At 40.5% G+C, this 15,346-nt stretch carries 15 protein-coding genes; 1 reads left to right on the forward strand and 14 read right to left on the reverse strand.

All coding sequences use genetic code 11. The annotated features are described in order from the left end of the window. Nucleotides 1–393 precede the first annotated feature (393 nt). The 11 genes from BLS20_RS09545 to BLS20_RS09595 all read right to left on the reverse strand — a co-directional run bounded on the left by BLS20_RS09545 (nucleotide 394) and on the right by BLS20_RS09595 (nucleotide 11,886). Nucleotides 394–1,377 carry a DUF1002 domain-containing protein gene (locus BLS20_RS09545; RefSeq protein WP_176762361.1) on the reverse strand — a complete coding sequence of 328 codons (984 nt, stop codon included), beginning with the start codon at nucleotides 1,375–1,377 and terminating at the stop codon, nucleotides 394–396. Next, nucleotides 1,370–2,338, reverse strand: coding sequence for a methyl-accepting chemotaxis protein (locus tag BLS20_RS09550; RefSeq protein WP_090174147.1), 969 nt, complete (start codon nucleotides 2,336–2,338; stop codon nucleotides 1,370–1,372). The genes BLS20_RS09545 and BLS20_RS09550 overlap by 8 nt, the downstream gene beginning before the upstream one ends. A gap of 74 nt (nucleotides 2,339–2,412) precedes the next feature. Continuing rightward, complete coding sequence (recJ, locus tag BLS20_RS09555) at nucleotides 2,413–4,176, reverse strand: single-stranded-DNA-specific exonuclease RecJ (RefSeq protein WP_242870573.1); 1,764 nt, start codon at nucleotides 4,174–4,176, stop codon at nucleotides 2,413–2,415. A gap of 1 nt (nucleotide 4,177) precedes the next feature. Then, nucleotides 4,178–4,366, reverse strand: a complete 189-nt coding sequence (locus BLS20_RS09560; RefSeq protein WP_090174148.1) for a hypothetical protein — start codon at nucleotides 4,364–4,366, stop codon at nucleotides 4,178–4,180. A 253-nt stretch (nucleotides 4,367–4,619) separates the two neighbouring features. After that, nucleotides 4,620–5,681: a branched-chain amino acid aminotransferase gene (locus BLS20_RS09565; protein ID WP_090174149.1), complete on the reverse strand. Its 1,062-nt coding sequence runs from the start codon at nucleotides 5,679–5,681 to the stop codon at nucleotides 4,620–4,622. 111 nt (nucleotides 5,682–5,792) lie between these two features. Next, a complete protein-coding gene (gene ilvN, locus BLS20_RS09570; RefSeq protein WP_090174233.1) occupies nucleotides 5,793–6,290 on the reverse strand; it encodes an acetolactate synthase small subunit in 498 nt (165 codons plus the stop codon). 19 nt (nucleotides 6,291–6,309) lie between these two features. Continuing rightward, on the reverse strand, nucleotides 6,310–8,052 hold the full coding sequence (gene ilvB, locus BLS20_RS09575) for a biosynthetic-type acetolactate synthase large subunit (protein WP_090174150.1): 1,743 nt from the start codon (nucleotides 8,050–8,052) through the stop codon (nucleotides 6,310–6,312). Nucleotides 8,053–8,080: 28 nt separating this feature from the next. Continuing rightward, complete coding sequence (locus BLS20_RS09580; protein ID WP_090174151.1) at nucleotides 8,081–9,034, reverse strand: AEC family transporter; 954 nt, start codon at nucleotides 9,032–9,034, stop codon at nucleotides 8,081–8,083. A 26-nt stretch (nucleotides 9,035–9,060) separates the two neighbouring features. Next, nucleotides 9,061–9,549 carry a dihydrofolate reductase gene (locus BLS20_RS09585; protein WP_090174152.1) on the reverse strand — a complete coding sequence of 163 codons (489 nt, stop codon included), beginning with the start codon at nucleotides 9,547–9,549 and terminating at the stop codon, nucleotides 9,061–9,063. 12 nt (nucleotides 9,550–9,561) lie between these two features. Further along, a complete protein-coding gene (thyA, locus tag BLS20_RS09590; protein WP_090174153.1) occupies nucleotides 9,562–10,410 on the reverse strand; it encodes a thymidylate synthase in 849 nt (282 codons plus the stop codon). A gap of 33 nt (nucleotides 10,411–10,443) precedes the next feature. Then, nucleotides 10,444–11,886 carry an Ig-like domain-containing protein gene (locus BLS20_RS09595; RefSeq protein ID WP_090174154.1) on the reverse strand — a complete coding sequence of 481 codons (1,443 nt, stop codon included), beginning with the start codon at nucleotides 11,884–11,886 and terminating at the stop codon, nucleotides 10,444–10,446. 222 nt (nucleotides 11,887–12,108) lie between these two features. On the opposite strand from BLS20_RS09595, the gene BLS20_RS09600 reads away from it, so the two are divergent. Continuing rightward, nucleotides 12,109–12,351 carry a hypothetical protein gene (locus BLS20_RS09600; protein ID WP_090174155.1) on the forward strand — a complete coding sequence of 81 codons (243 nt, stop codon included), beginning with the start codon at nucleotides 12,109–12,111 and terminating at the stop codon, nucleotides 12,349–12,351. An 86-nt stretch (nucleotides 12,352–12,437) separates the two neighbouring features. On the opposite strand, the gene BLS20_RS09605 is transcribed toward BLS20_RS09600, so the two are convergent. From BLS20_RS09605 to BLS20_RS09615, 3 genes are read right to left on the reverse strand one after another with little or no spacing between them, the layout of a single operon-like run. Further along, the gene (locus BLS20_RS09605; RefSeq protein WP_090174156.1) at nucleotides 12,438–12,944 is read right to left on the reverse strand and encodes a COG2426 family protein; all 507 of its coding nucleotides are present in this window, start codon (nucleotides 12,942–12,944) and stop codon (nucleotides 12,438–12,440) included. A 10-nt stretch (nucleotides 12,945–12,954) separates the two neighbouring features. After that, nucleotides 12,955–14,010, reverse strand: coding sequence for a histidinol-phosphate transaminase (hisC, locus tag BLS20_RS09610; protein ID WP_090174157.1), 1,056 nt, complete (start codon nucleotides 14,008–14,010; stop codon nucleotides 12,955–12,957). Beyond that, nucleotides 14,007–15,212: a pyridoxal phosphate-dependent aminotransferase gene (locus tag BLS20_RS09615; protein WP_090174158.1), complete on the reverse strand. Its 1,206-nt coding sequence runs from the start codon at nucleotides 15,210–15,212 to the stop codon at nucleotides 14,007–14,009. Before BLS20_RS09615 ends, hisC begins: the two co-directional genes overlap by 4 nt. Between the last annotated feature and the right edge of the window lie 134 nt (nucleotides 15,213–15,346).

Here is a 15,346-nt window from a genome sequence, read left to right on the forward strand (position 1 = left end):
CCTTTCAGAGCATTTCACACAGACCTCCCTAGGTACCACACGTTTCTTCCTCTCCATCCATCTGCCTCATTTATCATGCATGATTCCGTGTAGTTATTGGGCTTCGACTTGGATTGCAGCCTTACCCTCATGCATAACCTCGTATGAGATTTCTGTTCGTCAGACCAGAGATTTGCCCGTGGGTTAGTGTGTTCCCCACATCCAGCTTCCTTCAGATTCCACCTCGCGGCGGACACCCTTGCCTTCGGCTATATCCTTCCCACTACCGGGCGGATTCGGGACTTGAACCCGTTAGAAACGTGCGCCGCAAGGCGCACATCGCAAAAAAGGAATGCCACCTGCGACATTCCTTTACATTTCCATACAACTTTCATGCCATTTCATTATCCCGGATTATGAAAAAAGATTAGAAAAGAATTCTGAAATTCCTGAAATAATCTTTGTAAAAATATTCTTAGCTTCAGACGATGATAAATCCGTTTCCCCAATTATATCCGAGATATTATCCATAATTCCCGATACAGCAGACGACAGCTGATCCGGGTCAAGATTGAGTGCATTAATTTTCTCCATCAAATCTTTAATCTGCTGCTTTTCATCATCTGTTAAGGTAACATCGAACTTTTCACAAGCTTCATCAATTGCAGCATCCACTTCCTCGTCTGTGTCTAATTCACCACTGGCAACTTTTTGCTTCACATAAGCAATTAACCCTTCTACCGTATCCGAATCCACATCGTCATCGGAAACAGAATCTTCAAGTTCTCCGGTAATAACCATCTCATTGATTGCCGTATCAACACTATCCTCGTCAATCTCTTCCCCTGTCATAGCTTCATAAGCCTTAAAGATTCCTACCAAAGCGGCTGTTCCGGAAATCGATGTCGGACCTACAACTATTACATCTGCATTTTCAATTCCTGCTGTAGCAAGTGCGTTCTGATACATACCTTCTGTACAGTAAGAAATATTCTTTGTTGTAACATTAATGCCATCACCATCATCGCCTTGCATCACAACTACCGATGATAAAGCATTCGATCCAATCTTCGATGAATCAATATAGGACGAGAGATATTCATATTCCTCTTCATTTGACACATAAGAAATATTGTACTCGTCTAAATCCTCTTCTTCAATTCCCATAAGTTCTAATACGGTCGACTTTTGAGAAGAAGTAAGATCCTCTCCTAGTGCCAGATACGGCTCATCATCTTCCTCCACTACTACCGTATCTTCATCCGTTGTTTCTTCTGAAGATGTATCCTCATCTGTCGAAGATGCCATTGCCGGCATTGCGGCTCCTGCACACATGGCCGCTGTCAAAGTAACAGCTGCCATCTTCTTAAATATCAAATTGCATCTGAGATTACTCATGCTCTTCCTCTCTTTCTGATGGAACATCCAACATTTCCATTAATTCCACGGACTGTTGCTGCATCCCTTGCAGACTTTCCATCTGTTCAATAAATACTCTTCCGGTTTGTTCAATCTTATTTAGAGAATCTTGTGCTGCTTTATTAATCTCTGCAGTTGATTCATGTTGCGCTTCACTTTGTTCATCCAATTGCTGTGCAAGCTGTCCGATTGGATTTAACTCCAAAGTATTTACCTTCTGCTCTAGTTGTTCGAAAGAAGTTGCATTCTTTCCCATCTGAATATTATTTTCCTTTAGTAAATTGTTGAGATGAGAAAGCTGTTTTTCGTATTCCACCTTTTCTTCTTCGATCTGCTTTATCGCAGCATTTATTCCCTTTGTGATATTTTCATAATTTTCAGCCAGATCACGAACATCTTGTGCCGCAATCATAAACTGCTGTCCAACATTACCTAATCTGCCGGCTTCTATTGCTGCATTCAAAGCGGTCACACTCATCTCTTTTGAAAATTGCGCTGCCTTTTCATGCAAATTGCGAAGTTGACGCATCTGTGTATCTAGTTGTGAGCCAAACTGACTTAAAGCTTTTGCCGGTGTTGTAAAATGCTTATTTGCATCCACAACTTTATATAATGCATCCTTTTCTTTTTCGAAAAGTTCTATAATTTCCATCTGCCCTGCAATATCTTCTCGAGCTTCACGGGACATCTGCGCCGCAATTTCACTCAATCTCGCATTCGTATCTGCCTGCGACCGGGCTTTATTGTGCATGACTTTAATATTATCCACAATCTGTGTCAGATTCTGATCCAAAAGCTTTTGATTATCTTGGGCTACTATGCAGTTTCCTTTTATCTGCTCTGCTACTCCAAACGCTTTTTTTGATTTGGCCTCATATTCTTCACGGACCAGCTGTTTTTCATTGTCAATTTCTCTCTTGCGGTCTTTCTTTCCAAACATGTTAAATCCTCATTTTCTACATTCTATATGCTATTAGACACTAGTTTAATAATAACATATTGTAAAATCGGATTCTACAAAAAATCGACAATCTCAAACTGTATGGAATCCCTGCCTCGATAGGTATTAATCTTTGGTCTATATACAAAAGAAACCACCTGCATGCACTGTCCTTTCAACATGTTTTCAAATGTATTTTCGCCAAATTTTTCATCCATATATTCCATAAAGCGCTTCGCCTGATCGGCAAATGCAATGAGCTCATAGCGTCCGTTTCCTTCCGGTGTAACCGCCATAAGTTTTAAAACATTTTTCTTTTCGCCAAATACGCGCGCGCTGACAATCTGCGCATCCTTTTGCATAAATAACGGTCTTTCATTATCCTTTCCAAAAGGTTCTAATACCGAAAACTCCCGAACCAGATTAAGCGTCACATAAGAAAACGGCATCGGCACATCAATGTAGTATTTCTTTTTTAAATCCTCTTTTGTGAGCTGTGCCTTCTCATTTATTCTTTTTGTAAATTCTGCAAGCTGCTCCGGTGCAAGCGAAATACCCGCTGCCAAAGGATGTCCTCCAAACTTAAGTAACGTCTCCTTACATTCATTAATGCCTTCGAACATATTATACTCTTCAATGGAACGCCCCGAACCTTTTATACATGCCTTCGCATCTGTAAGAACAATTGTCGGTCTATGATAACGCTCTTTCACATGTCCGGCAATAATTCCGGCTATGCTTTCATGACATTGCGGAAGATATATGATAAACACCTGTGTATGCTCATCAAAGTGTTCTTCTACATACTCTATCGCCTGTAACTCTCCTTGTCTTGTCATTTCTTTTCGCTGGGTATTCAAATCAACAAGTTCTGCTGCAATCGTTCCCGCCACATTCGCTTCCTGTGTCAAAAGCAGCTGCATAGCTCTAGATGCACTGTCAATTCTTCCGGTTGCATTTAGACAAGGGCCGATTTCAAAGCCAATATGATAGGGACGAATTCCTTCCGGTTCAATCCCAAGCTGATACATCAGTGCCTTTATTCCGGGATTACGAGGATGTGCCAGTCGTTTAAGACCTTCTTTTACCAAAATACGATTTTCACCGGTTAAAGGCATCACGTCTGTTATGGTAGCGATTCCAACATTTTCCAGCAAATCATCCATCTGCTCTGCGTCTCGTCCCATCTGTTCATAAAGATAGCACATCAATTTATAGGCCACTGCCGCCCCGCATAAATCTTTATAGGGATAGTTACACGCATCCTGCTTTGGATCTATGAGCGCATCCGCTTCATATATTATCTGTTGTCCATCCTCATCAAGCGGTGGTTCATGATGATCGGTAACAATGATTGTCATACCTAATTCTTTTGCTCTAGTGATTGCCTCTCTTGCCGCAATCCCGTTATCACAGGTGATAATCGTATCTGCCCCATCCTTGTCTGCTTTTTCCACCATGCGAACGTTGATTCCGTAACCATCATGGATTCGATGTGGAATATCCCAGGATACCTGTGCGCCCAAATCAGATAAGGCTTTGTATAAAATATATGTTGCATTAATTCCATCTGCATCATAATCTCCTATGATACGAATATGCTTTTGTTCCTTTATATTACATTGCAAGATTCCTGCTGCAAGGCCGATGTCTTTCATTAACGCCGGATGATATAAGTCCTCCTTACTTGCATTCAAGTATCTATCAATCTCTTCATCCGTCACAATGTCCTTGTTTCTTATTATGCGCGCCGTTACCGGATCAATACCAAATCGTTTTGCTATCGCCGTAAAATCAGCTCTCTTCATCTGCCCTATCCAGGTCTTGTCCACTTTCATTTTATGCTTCTCCTATATCCGACTCCACTGCCTGCGTTTCAAATACAAGCTGCTGGTTGGTTCTAGCCGCCATCTTTTTCGCCACAGCACAACCACCTAGAATAATTGCTGCCAAAACAACAAGAAGAATCAGTACGTTGCCTATTCTTCTCGGTTTTACAAGATATCCAAGTTCATCCTGCTCAAACATAAAATCACCTCCTAATGACAAGTTCTTGATGAAATCTTATCATCCGGAGGTGATTATTTCGTTAACGTAATGTGATTAATTTCTTAAGATGTTATTAATCAATCTGTCAAGACTCGCTCGCGAGTCTTGCGCGCCGGATTCGGGTCTGCTTCAGCAGACAAATTCCTGTCCGAATCCGTGCGCATCCTCGCGGAGCGTTTAACTCAGTCGGAGCTTGTACCCCGACTGAGTTAAAATCCAACTAAGCGAAAGGTTAAATCGTCTGTGTCCAACCAAATCGATCCTCTAATTTGCCCCACTGAATTCCGGTCAACTCATCATACAATTTCTGTGTTAATTCACCAATTTTGAAATCATTGATTGTAACAGAATCATCTTTATATACCAGTTCACCAACCGGAGAAATTACCGCCGCTGTTCCGGTTCCGAATACTTCTTCAAGTCTTCCTTCATGGCCGGCTTTCATAATATCATCAATTGCTACATGTTCCTCATGAATCTTATAACCCCATTCTTTCAGAATCTGAAGCATAGAATCACGGGTAACACCCGGAAGTACTGTACCATCGATTGGAGCAGTATAAATCTCTCCGTCAATCTTGAACATAATATTCATGGTTCCAACTTCTTCAACGTATTTACGTTCTACACCATCAAGCCAAAGAACCTGAGTACATCCCATCTTCTCAGCCTTTACCTGTCCTAAGATAGATGCTGCATAGTTACCTCCGCATTTTGTAAATCCGGTTCCACCCTTCACGGCACGAACAAGTTCATCCTCTACGAGAATCTTGATTGGATTGATTCCTTCCGGATAATAAGCGCCTACCGGGCAACACATGATAACAAACTTAAATTCATTCGCCATATGAACACCAAGTGCAGATTCATTTGCAAATACAACCGGTCGAATGTAAAGTGATGTACCCTCTTCTGATGGCACCCAGTCTTTCTCAACATTGACCAATGCTTTTATTGCTTCTACAAATGTTTCTTCGTCTAGTGACGGCATACAAAGTCTTTCATTTGAACGCTGCATTCTACGCGCATTCATCTCTGGTCTAAACAACTGAATCGTGCCATCCTTAGTACGATATGCTTTTAATCCTTCAAATGTTTCCTGTGCATAGTGAAGAACTACTGCTGCAGGATCCATCTCGATTGGTCCATAAGGAACAATTCGTGGGTTCACCCATCCTTCTCCTCTGATCCAATCAATTTCAAACATATAGTCGGTCATATATTTTCCAAATCCAAGATTCTTCTGATCCGGCTTTTCTTTTAATACGTCTCTTTTAACAAATTTGATATCCATGATATTTTCCTCCACACAAAATGCGCCCCCGTCAAGACACCATTGTCCCCGCGCAGCGCACTCATGTTTTTTATTATAAACCTTTGTCTGTAAGTGTCAAGCATTAACGCATTAACGGCATGAAGTACTGATGGATTCTGCCGCAACAGCTCCACCTCTTATTATTTCAACTGCTTTGAAATGGCTCTTTAAATAAACAATCAACTCATTATTTCTGCGAACCGGTAGCAAGCATTCCAAAAGCACGCTGTCTTCTCCCATATCCACTACTTTTACCCGAAAAGTCTGTGCAACACGAAATACCTCTGCTTTATCTTCCGGCGTGCATTTTTTTACCTTTGCAAATAAAATCTCCTTTAAATGCATCGGCACATCCGTAATATCAATCACCTTAATGACTTCTACCATACGATTCAGCTGCTTTTTGATCTGTTCAAAAGTCACATCATCACTTTCTACCGAAATTGTCATTCTAGAAACCGTCTCATCTTCCGTAACACCAACCGTAAGACTGCCCAAATTATAAGACTTACCGGAAAACAAGCCTGAAACTTTCGAGAGAACTCCGACAGTATTTTCCACATATAAAGCAATCCATCTTAGTTTCATTTCCATCATCAATTCCCTCCTAATTTAAAATCATTTCGCTCATCGGACTACCTCCCGGTACCATAGGAAGTACAATCTCATGCCAATCAATCATAAATTCTATAACGGTTGGAGTCTTTTGATTCTTTTTTGCTTTCTCAATGGCAGGTGCAATCTCTTCTTGTTTTTCAACACGAATTCCCATTGCACCATAGCTTTGTGCCCAAGTCATAAAATCAGGAATATATGGAAGCTTAGACGCTGCATCATCCGTTTCATGGTCTCTGCCCTTTTTATTCTTTGTATTATTGTCCACCTTGCAAGTGAGGCTAGTTGCTTCATAGCGTTTTCCATAAAACAGCTGTTGCATCTGGCGTACCATTCCAAGATACGAATTATTTAAAATACATACGATTACCGGCGCACCTTCTATCACTGCCGTAGCCATCTCCTGCATATTCATCTGAAATCCACCGTCGCCGGTAATACAAATAACCGGCGTGCCAGGCTGTGCAATCTTTGCACCGACTGCTGCCGGAAAGCCAAATCCCATTGTTCCAAGTCCGCCCGATGTGATGAAGCTTTTCTTACCTTCCAAACGAAGATATTGACTGGCCCACATCTGATGCTGCCCCACATCCGTAACATAGATTGCTTTATCAAATGCTGCATTTAAGCCTTCCATAATCATCTGCGGAGACATTCCCTTGTCTCTTGACATTTCCAATGGATATTCTTCTTCCCAATGATAAATCTCATTCATCCAGCTTCCGGTGTCTAAAGGCTCTGCCCATTCCGCAAGCTTATCAAGTGCTTTTTTTGCATCTGCCACAATCGGAACATCCACTACGACATTTCTCGAAATTGATGCCGTATCAATATCAATATGTACAATTTTTGCCTTTGGACAAAACTCATTCAAATCACCGGTGATACGATCGTTAAATCTTGTTCCGATTGAGAATAACAAATCGCATTCTCCTACCGCCTTATTTGCCGCATACCGGCCGTGCATACCGCAATTTCCAATATAATAATAATTTTCTTCTGAAATAATTCCTTTTCCCATAACCGTAGTTACCAAAGGAATCTTTGTTGCATTCACAAACTTTTCAAGCTGTTTTCCTGCTTTTGCAATTCGCACTCCGCCTCCGGCAAGAATGATTGGCCTTTTTGCGCCTTGCAGCAATTTGAATGCCTTTTTCAGTTGCCCAACATGAACATTTTCATTAATCTTATATCCACGAATCTGAATATTCTCCGGATACTCTGCCGGTCCTTTGGCTACCTGTATATCTTTTGGCAAATCGATTACCACAGGTCCCGGCTTCCCGGTTGTTGCAATATGAAATGCCTTTTTTATAATCGGTCCAAGTTCTTCCCTAGAACGTACTGTCACTGCATACTTCGTGATTCCTTTTACCATTCCCATAATATCTACTTCCTGAAAAGCATCATTCCCGATTAGATTCAATGGTACCTGACCGGTAAAGACAACAAGCGGAATACTGTCATAAAATGCGTCTGTGATGGCTGTCACGGTATTCGTTGCTCCCGGTCCGCTCGTAACCAGACATACTCCCGGTTTTCCACTTGCACGCGCATATCCTTCCGCCTCATGAACAAGCCCTTGTTCATGTCGCGCAAGGACTACGTGAATCTGATCTTGCTTTTTCAGCTCATCAAAAAGGTCCGTTACGGTTCCTCCCGGATAGCCGAATATTGTATCAACTTTTTCTTCCTGTAATGCTTTTACAAAAAGCTTTCTTCCTGTAATATCCATTTATATGATCCCCTTTACAAAATGGGCTTTACAATAACCCAAGTGTTCTTAAGATAAAGATCCACATTGTTAAAGTAAATGCCCCTAAAAGTGTTGTCGCCACGACAATACTTGCCGTAAGCGTTCCGTCATTTTTCATGTTTTTCGCCATAATATAGCAGCTTGGCGTTGCCGGTGCCGCAAGCATCACGACAAGAGCAATCATCTTCTCGCCATTAAAGCCCATCCAGATTGCCAGCGGTAAAAATATTGCCGCCTGAATCACAAGCTTAATCGCCGCTGCTACAAGCGTCGGCTTAATCTTTTTAATCGCCTTTCTGCCCTCAAATCCGGCTCCTAATCCAACAAGTGCCAACGGAGTTGCCATTGCCGCTACGGAATTAACTGATGTATCAATCATCTTTGGAAAGTCAATCCTAAGCAATGCCACCACTATACCAATGACAATTGCAATAATAATCGGATTCTTCAAAATATTAATTCCCGCACTTTTTAATCGCTTTGCTCTGTCCAACTCTCCATTCGAATCATTTGCTTCTAAAGTCAGCACAAGCACGGAATAGATATTATAAAGCGGAACGGCTCCAATAATCATTAACGGTCCCATTGCCGAACTTCCATATATATTTTGGATAAAGGCCAGTCCCATCACCGCTGCACTACTTCGAAAAGAAGCTTGCACGAATGCACCAACCATCGTTTTATCCTTCATCACAAATTTTGCGACTGCATATATCACCCAAAAACATAGTGACGTTGCAATCGCACAAAACAATACATACTTTATGTCAAACACGGCTCTGATATCAACGGTTGATAAGTCGCGAAACAATAACACCGGTAATGTAACTTTGAAATTAAATTTATTAACAATCGTAACAAAATTATCATTCAAAAGGTTGATTCTTCGCAAAAAATATCCCAGAACCATTACCAGAAAGATTGGTATTGTCGTGTTTAAACTAAAAAGCAGATTCTCCATGAACTTACACTTCCTAAATCTTTCTGTTATTTTCGTACATACTTTACAAATGTATATTCCAAATCAAAGTATGTATTCTCATCACTATACTCGGCCACTTCCCAGTCTTTGCTTTCATCAAGATTCGGAAAATATGCATCTGCCTGATAAGTATAATTAATCTTTGTAATATGTGCTACCTCACACCAGTCCACCAATTGTTTGTAGATGGTCTCTCCGCCGATTATATAAACATCCTCAGACGGATATGCCGCCAATACTTCCTTTAGTTCTTCTTGCGAATGAACTACCGTTACGTCCTTAGGCTGATAATCTTTCTGACGTGTGAGCACGATATTGACTCGTTTTGGAAGTGGTTTACCACCCGGAAATGACTCTAGCGTCTTTCTCCCCATCACAATCACTTTACCGGTTGTATGCTCCCGAAAGAACTTCATATCCTCCGGTATACTGACCAAAAGTTTATTATCCAACCCGATTGCCCAATTCTTATCTACTGCTGCAATTAAATTCATGATTCTTTCTCCTTAGATTGCAATTGGAATATCTGTAATCTGTGGTCCGGTTACATAATCTTCCACTGTAATATCCTTTGTCGTAAACTGATAAAAATCTTTTATGTCCGGATTCAAGGTTACCTTTGGAGCCGGATACTGCTCCCGTGTAATCAATTCTTTCACAAGCGGAATATGACGGTCATAGATATGCGCATCCGCAATCACATGCACAAACTCTCCGACCCGCATATCATTTACCTGTGCCAGCATATGGAGCAACATCGCATATTGACACACATTCCAATTATTCGCAGCCAGAATATCCTGTGATCTTTGATTCAAAATTCCATTTAAGGTAAGCTTGTCGTCTCCTTTTTTCTGCGTGACGTTAAATGTCATGCTATATGCACAAGGATAAAGATGCATTTCATGCAAATCCTGATGCACATAAATATTTGTCATGATTCGTCTTGAAAACGGATTGTGTTTTAAATCATATAACACTCGATCCACCTGATCGAACATGCCTTCTTTATATTGATGCTTTACTCCCATCTGGTATCCATAGGCCTTTCCAATTGATCCAGACTCATCTGCCCATTCATCCCAGACATGAGAATTAAGATCTTGAATATTATTAGACTTCTTTTGCCAAATCCAAAGCATCTCATCTGTCGCACTCTTAATTGCTGTCTTTCTGAGCGTTATCGCCGGAAATTCCTTCGATAAATCATAACGATTGACAACCCCAAACTGCTTAATCGTATAAGCACTTGTCCCATCCGGCCAGACCGGACGTACTTTTTCACCTTCTGTGCTGCATCCATTTTCCAAAATATCCTTGCACATATCAACAAAAATCTGATCTGCTGCGCTCATTATTTCCCTACTCCTTTTCCCTGTTCCTATAAACTATGGCCGACCATAGATTGGTGTTCTTGATTCCGTCGCAATAGAATACTCCAGATAACCATCATATCTGGCAACCCATGTTGTCGTTACATTGGCACTTCCATCGCTGTTAAATGATGTGAAACGATATCCGGTAAACATCTCAATGTGATAGATTCCTTTATATCGTCCATTACTTTCGCCGGTCTTAAAAATTACATCGCCCGCCTGTAAAGCATATTTCTTAATCTTCGATATCGTAATCTTTCCTTTCAGCTTACCATGCTTACTTAAATACTTTGCAATACTTGCCGCAACCGGTGCCCAACCTTTTTTCACACCAAAATAGATTCCCTGCGGTGCATATGCTCTCCATACCAGCGAAGAACAATCATAATAACCTTTACTCATTCGTTTTGCCTGTGAATATGAGCTGGAACTGTATATACTCTTCGCTTTCTTAATTGCCTTATATTTCTTCTTTGACGTTACATTAACGGCACTTCCGTATTTCTTTCCGTTAACCACGGCTGTAATAATTGCCGTCCCGGCCTTTTTGGCGGTAATCTTACCGCTACTATTGATGGTTGCCACCTTCGTATTCGAAGATGTCCATGTAATCGCGCTATTGTCCACCGTATTCGAACTACTGTCCGTCGACTTCATCTTAAGTGTCACTTTCTGACCCGTATACATAAGAACCGATGTGCTGGAAATATAACATTTTGAAATCTTGACTTTAAGCTTTAATTTCACATAAGAATTATCCGCCCTGTTATAAAAACTTAACGTTATAGTCTCGCTACCGGTCTTTTTAAAGACAAATGTAATCTTATTATCTGCTATCGTCCAGGATGAAATTTTTGAAGTAGAAGCTGACTCGGTCAAAGTAATGTCCGATTTTGAAAATGTATAATGCGTGCCGACCAAAGATACGCTTCCCTTTACCGTCGAAGAACTATTCTTATCGCTATAAACATTCAAGGTTGTGGAACTAAGAGCCAGCGTACTCAAATCTTTAAATACCGCAACCGTTACCGAATAGCTGAATGTTTCCGTTTCCCAACTGCTATTCTCCCAATAATAATAGTATCCTTCAACCGTAAGATTCGTTACGCCCTCGCTAAGCGTGGTATACTTTCCCTGATTGTCTACTGTCATCACAGATTCTTTATTCACGGTATACCCGGTTACGTAGACACTAGAATTCGAATCATAGTTTGCATACTTTTGACTGCCATCGGATGTTAGCACTTCACTAAGATCAACATCAAATTTCAGCACACCACTTACATCATAATCAAGTTCAAGTGTGTTCCCGGTGATTGTTGATACAATGTCTCCTGAGTCCGGTGTCTCTATTGCACTTACCGTTGTTCCGGTTATTAAACCTGCTCCTATTGTAGCAACCAATAATGTTACCATTAATAACCCTGCTATACATTTTGTTTTTAGCTTCATCATAACCTAACCTTTCGCATAACTATTTCAACCCACTTTTCTAAATACAATCCTCTATATTATACACTCTAAGCCCTACTTCCTGCAAGGCATAAGGGATTGGGAATATCAACAGTTTTTTCCTGTATTTCAGGAAAAGACTTTGCGTTTTGAACAATATTGTGTATAATATTTCATGAACATTTTTACGATGTTCATTATTTCAACTATTAAAGGAGAATTCCTATGAGTCAGGCTAAGGTAGACCGTTATAAACAAGAAAAAGCAAATCGCAAGCAGATTATGGCAAAGCAAAAAAGGCAGAGTTTTTTCGGAAAACTGATTTTTCTTTTAATTCTTGCTGCAATTGTTGTCTGGGCAGTATTTTCTATAAAAAGCTACATCGAATCCAACACAGAAGTCACTAAAACTTATGTGAATCTGGATGCCTTGACAGACTACTTATACGGTACAGATACAGAAGAATAAAAAATCCTCTCGAATGTAATGTGAGCCCCCAAAAAGTCTAACTTTTTGGTCAGTACAATCACTACATTTCGAGAGGATTTTTTTATTTACGAAACCACATTACCAATCACACCGTAAGATACGATACACATGATAGCGGTCGCCATGCATAATCCAAGCAAAATTGCAAGAACTGCTTTTTTCGTATTCACTTCAAAAACTGCTGCCAAAAGCGAACCTGTCCATCCGCCGGTTCCCGGAATCGGAATCCCGACAAACAAAAACAGCCCCAAAAATTCATATTTCTCAATCTTATGCTTATTCTTAACAGCCTTATCTTCTATCCAGTTTCCTACTTTTGCAAAAAAACGAAGTCGCGAATTTTTCATTGCCTTAATTATTCGCTTAATAAACAACAAAACAAACGGAAGCGGAACAATATTACCAGCAATACAGATTGGAATCGCTTTCGCCATCGGAATCTGCAATAACGTAGATGCCAGGATTCCGCCTCGCAATTCCACAATCGGAAACATCGAAATGATAAAACATAAAACTTCCTTTGATATGTACTGCCCCCAATGCATGGTAAACCATGTTACTAAGCTCTCCACTATAATTCTCCTATCTCATATAATTTTTCAAAAATTCAAACAACCTCTCCATCTCTTCATCTGTTCCAATCGTAATTCGAAGATAATTATCAATTCTCGGTTTATCAAAATAACGAACGAAGATATGCTTCTCTTTTAACGCCTCAAACAGCTTCTTCGCTTCATATTTCGGATGTGATGCGAAAATAAAATTGCTCTTAGAATCCGGAAAGACAAAGCCCAATTCGCGCAGTTGCTCCTTCGTCCTTTCTCTGGTTGCAATAATTTTCTTTCTGGTCTGTTCAAAATACACATCATCTTTTATGGCTTCTACGCCCATCACAATAGAAGTTCGATTCATCGTATAAGAATTAAAAGAATACTTCACATCATTAAGATATCCTATCATCTTCTCATTGCCGATTGCCCAGCCAATCCTCATTCCTGCCATAGACCGTGACTTTGACATTGTCTGCACAACCAAAAGGTTATCATATTTTCCAACAAGTGACAACGCACTTTCAGCGCCAAAATCGACATATGCTTCATCCACAATCACTGCAACATCCGGGTTCGCAGCGACAATTTCTTCAATACCGGCGATTGGCAGCTGTGCTCCCGTCGGTGCATTTGGATTCGGGAAGATAATTCCTCCATTTTCCGTCTTGTAATCCTCAATATCAATTTCAAAATCCTGTGTAAGCGGCTTCGTCTCATAAGGAATCCGAAACACATCTGCCCATACATCGTAAAATGAATATGTAATATCCGGAAAGATAATTGGCTTGTCACTGTTAAAAAAAGTCAAAAATGACATTGCAAGCACATCATCCGATCCAACGCCAACAAATACCTGTGACGGCTTTACGTGATAATAATCCGCAATAGCTTCAACCAAATCGCTTGCAGCCGGATCCGGATACATCCGCATCGAATCCATTTCCATCTGTTTTAAAGCCTGCTCCACTTTTGGAGAAGGCGGATAAGGATTCTCATTTGTATTTAATTTAATTTTATCTTTGATTTGTGGCTGTTCTCCCGGCGTATACGGCACTACCCTGCGAACAAACCTTTCATATCCACTCATGATTTTTTTCCTTTCAAATTGTACTCTTTGGCTAACGCAGCAAATGCATCTTTGGCATGTTCAATCACTTCCGGTTGTACACAATATGCAAGTCTTACATATCCCGGACAGTGAAATGTTGTTCCATTCACCATCATAATATGATGTCTCTTTCCTGCTTCCACAAAAGCTTTTTCATCTCTAGTTGGTGACTTTACAAACAAATAAAATGTCCCTTGCGGATACACACACTCAAATCCAAGCTCTGTCAGCATTTCATATAAGGCTTTCCGATTACGGTTATAGAATTCAACATCCGTCTTTTCATCCAGGCAACGCGCAACTGCCTTTTGCATCAAAGATGGTGCATTGATAAATCCACATATTCTGTTTGCAATCGTAAGCGCCGCAATCATCGCATCAAAATCCGCCATTTCATCCGGAATCACCATATATCCGATTCTCTCTCCCGGCAAAGACAAGGACTTGCTAAACGAATATGTCACAAACGTATTTGCATAATACTTCGTCAAAAACACAGTAGAAAGTCCATCATAAATCAATTCCCGATACGGTTCATCAGAAATTATATAAATCTCATGACCATATTCTCTTTGTTTTTCTTCCAGAATTGCTGCAATCTTCTTAATCGTCTCTTCCGAATACACTACACCCGTTGGATTTACCGGATTATTGATAATAAGCGCTTTCGTCTTTGGAGAGATTTTTCTTTTCAGATCCTCAAAATCCGGTTGAAAGGTTTCATAATCCGGATCAATCGTCACAAGATTGCCTCGCCAGTTACCGATATAATTTCTATATTCCGTAAAATACGGTGCAAATACTGCCATCTCATCGCCAGGATCGATAATCGTCTTCAAAATCACATTGATTGCTCCGGCTGCACCTACTGTCATAATTATATTTCGCTGATTCAAAGAAACCCCAAATCGCTTGTTCAGATGCTTAGCAATTGCACTACGCACCTCAGGATATCCGGCATTATCCATATATCCATGTAACTTTGTGGTGTCTTTTTCTTCTTCAATAATATCAAGCATTGCCTGTGTAAATGCTTCCGGAACCGGTGTAACCGGATTGCCAAGTGAAAAATCATATACATTTTCACTTCCCACCCTTTTGGCAAGTTCCATTCCTTCTGTAAACATTGCACGAATCGCAGAACTATTTGCCACATCTTCCTGAATTTGTTTCGACAGCATTTTCATTTCCTTCTTTCCTAACTTTTCGCGCCAAACAGGCGCATTCACGTTCTTAACTTTATCACTTTTGTGCGTTAAAGTAAAGACTAACGACCGCAAGTATGCTATACTTATTTTAGATTCTGACAAGGGGG

Origin of the sequence: Eubacterium oxidoreducens (assembly GCF_900104415.1) — a bacterium.
Taxonomy (GTDB): Bacteria; Bacillota; Clostridia; order Lachnospirales; family Lachnospiraceae; genus Eubacterium_C; species Eubacterium_C oxidoreducens.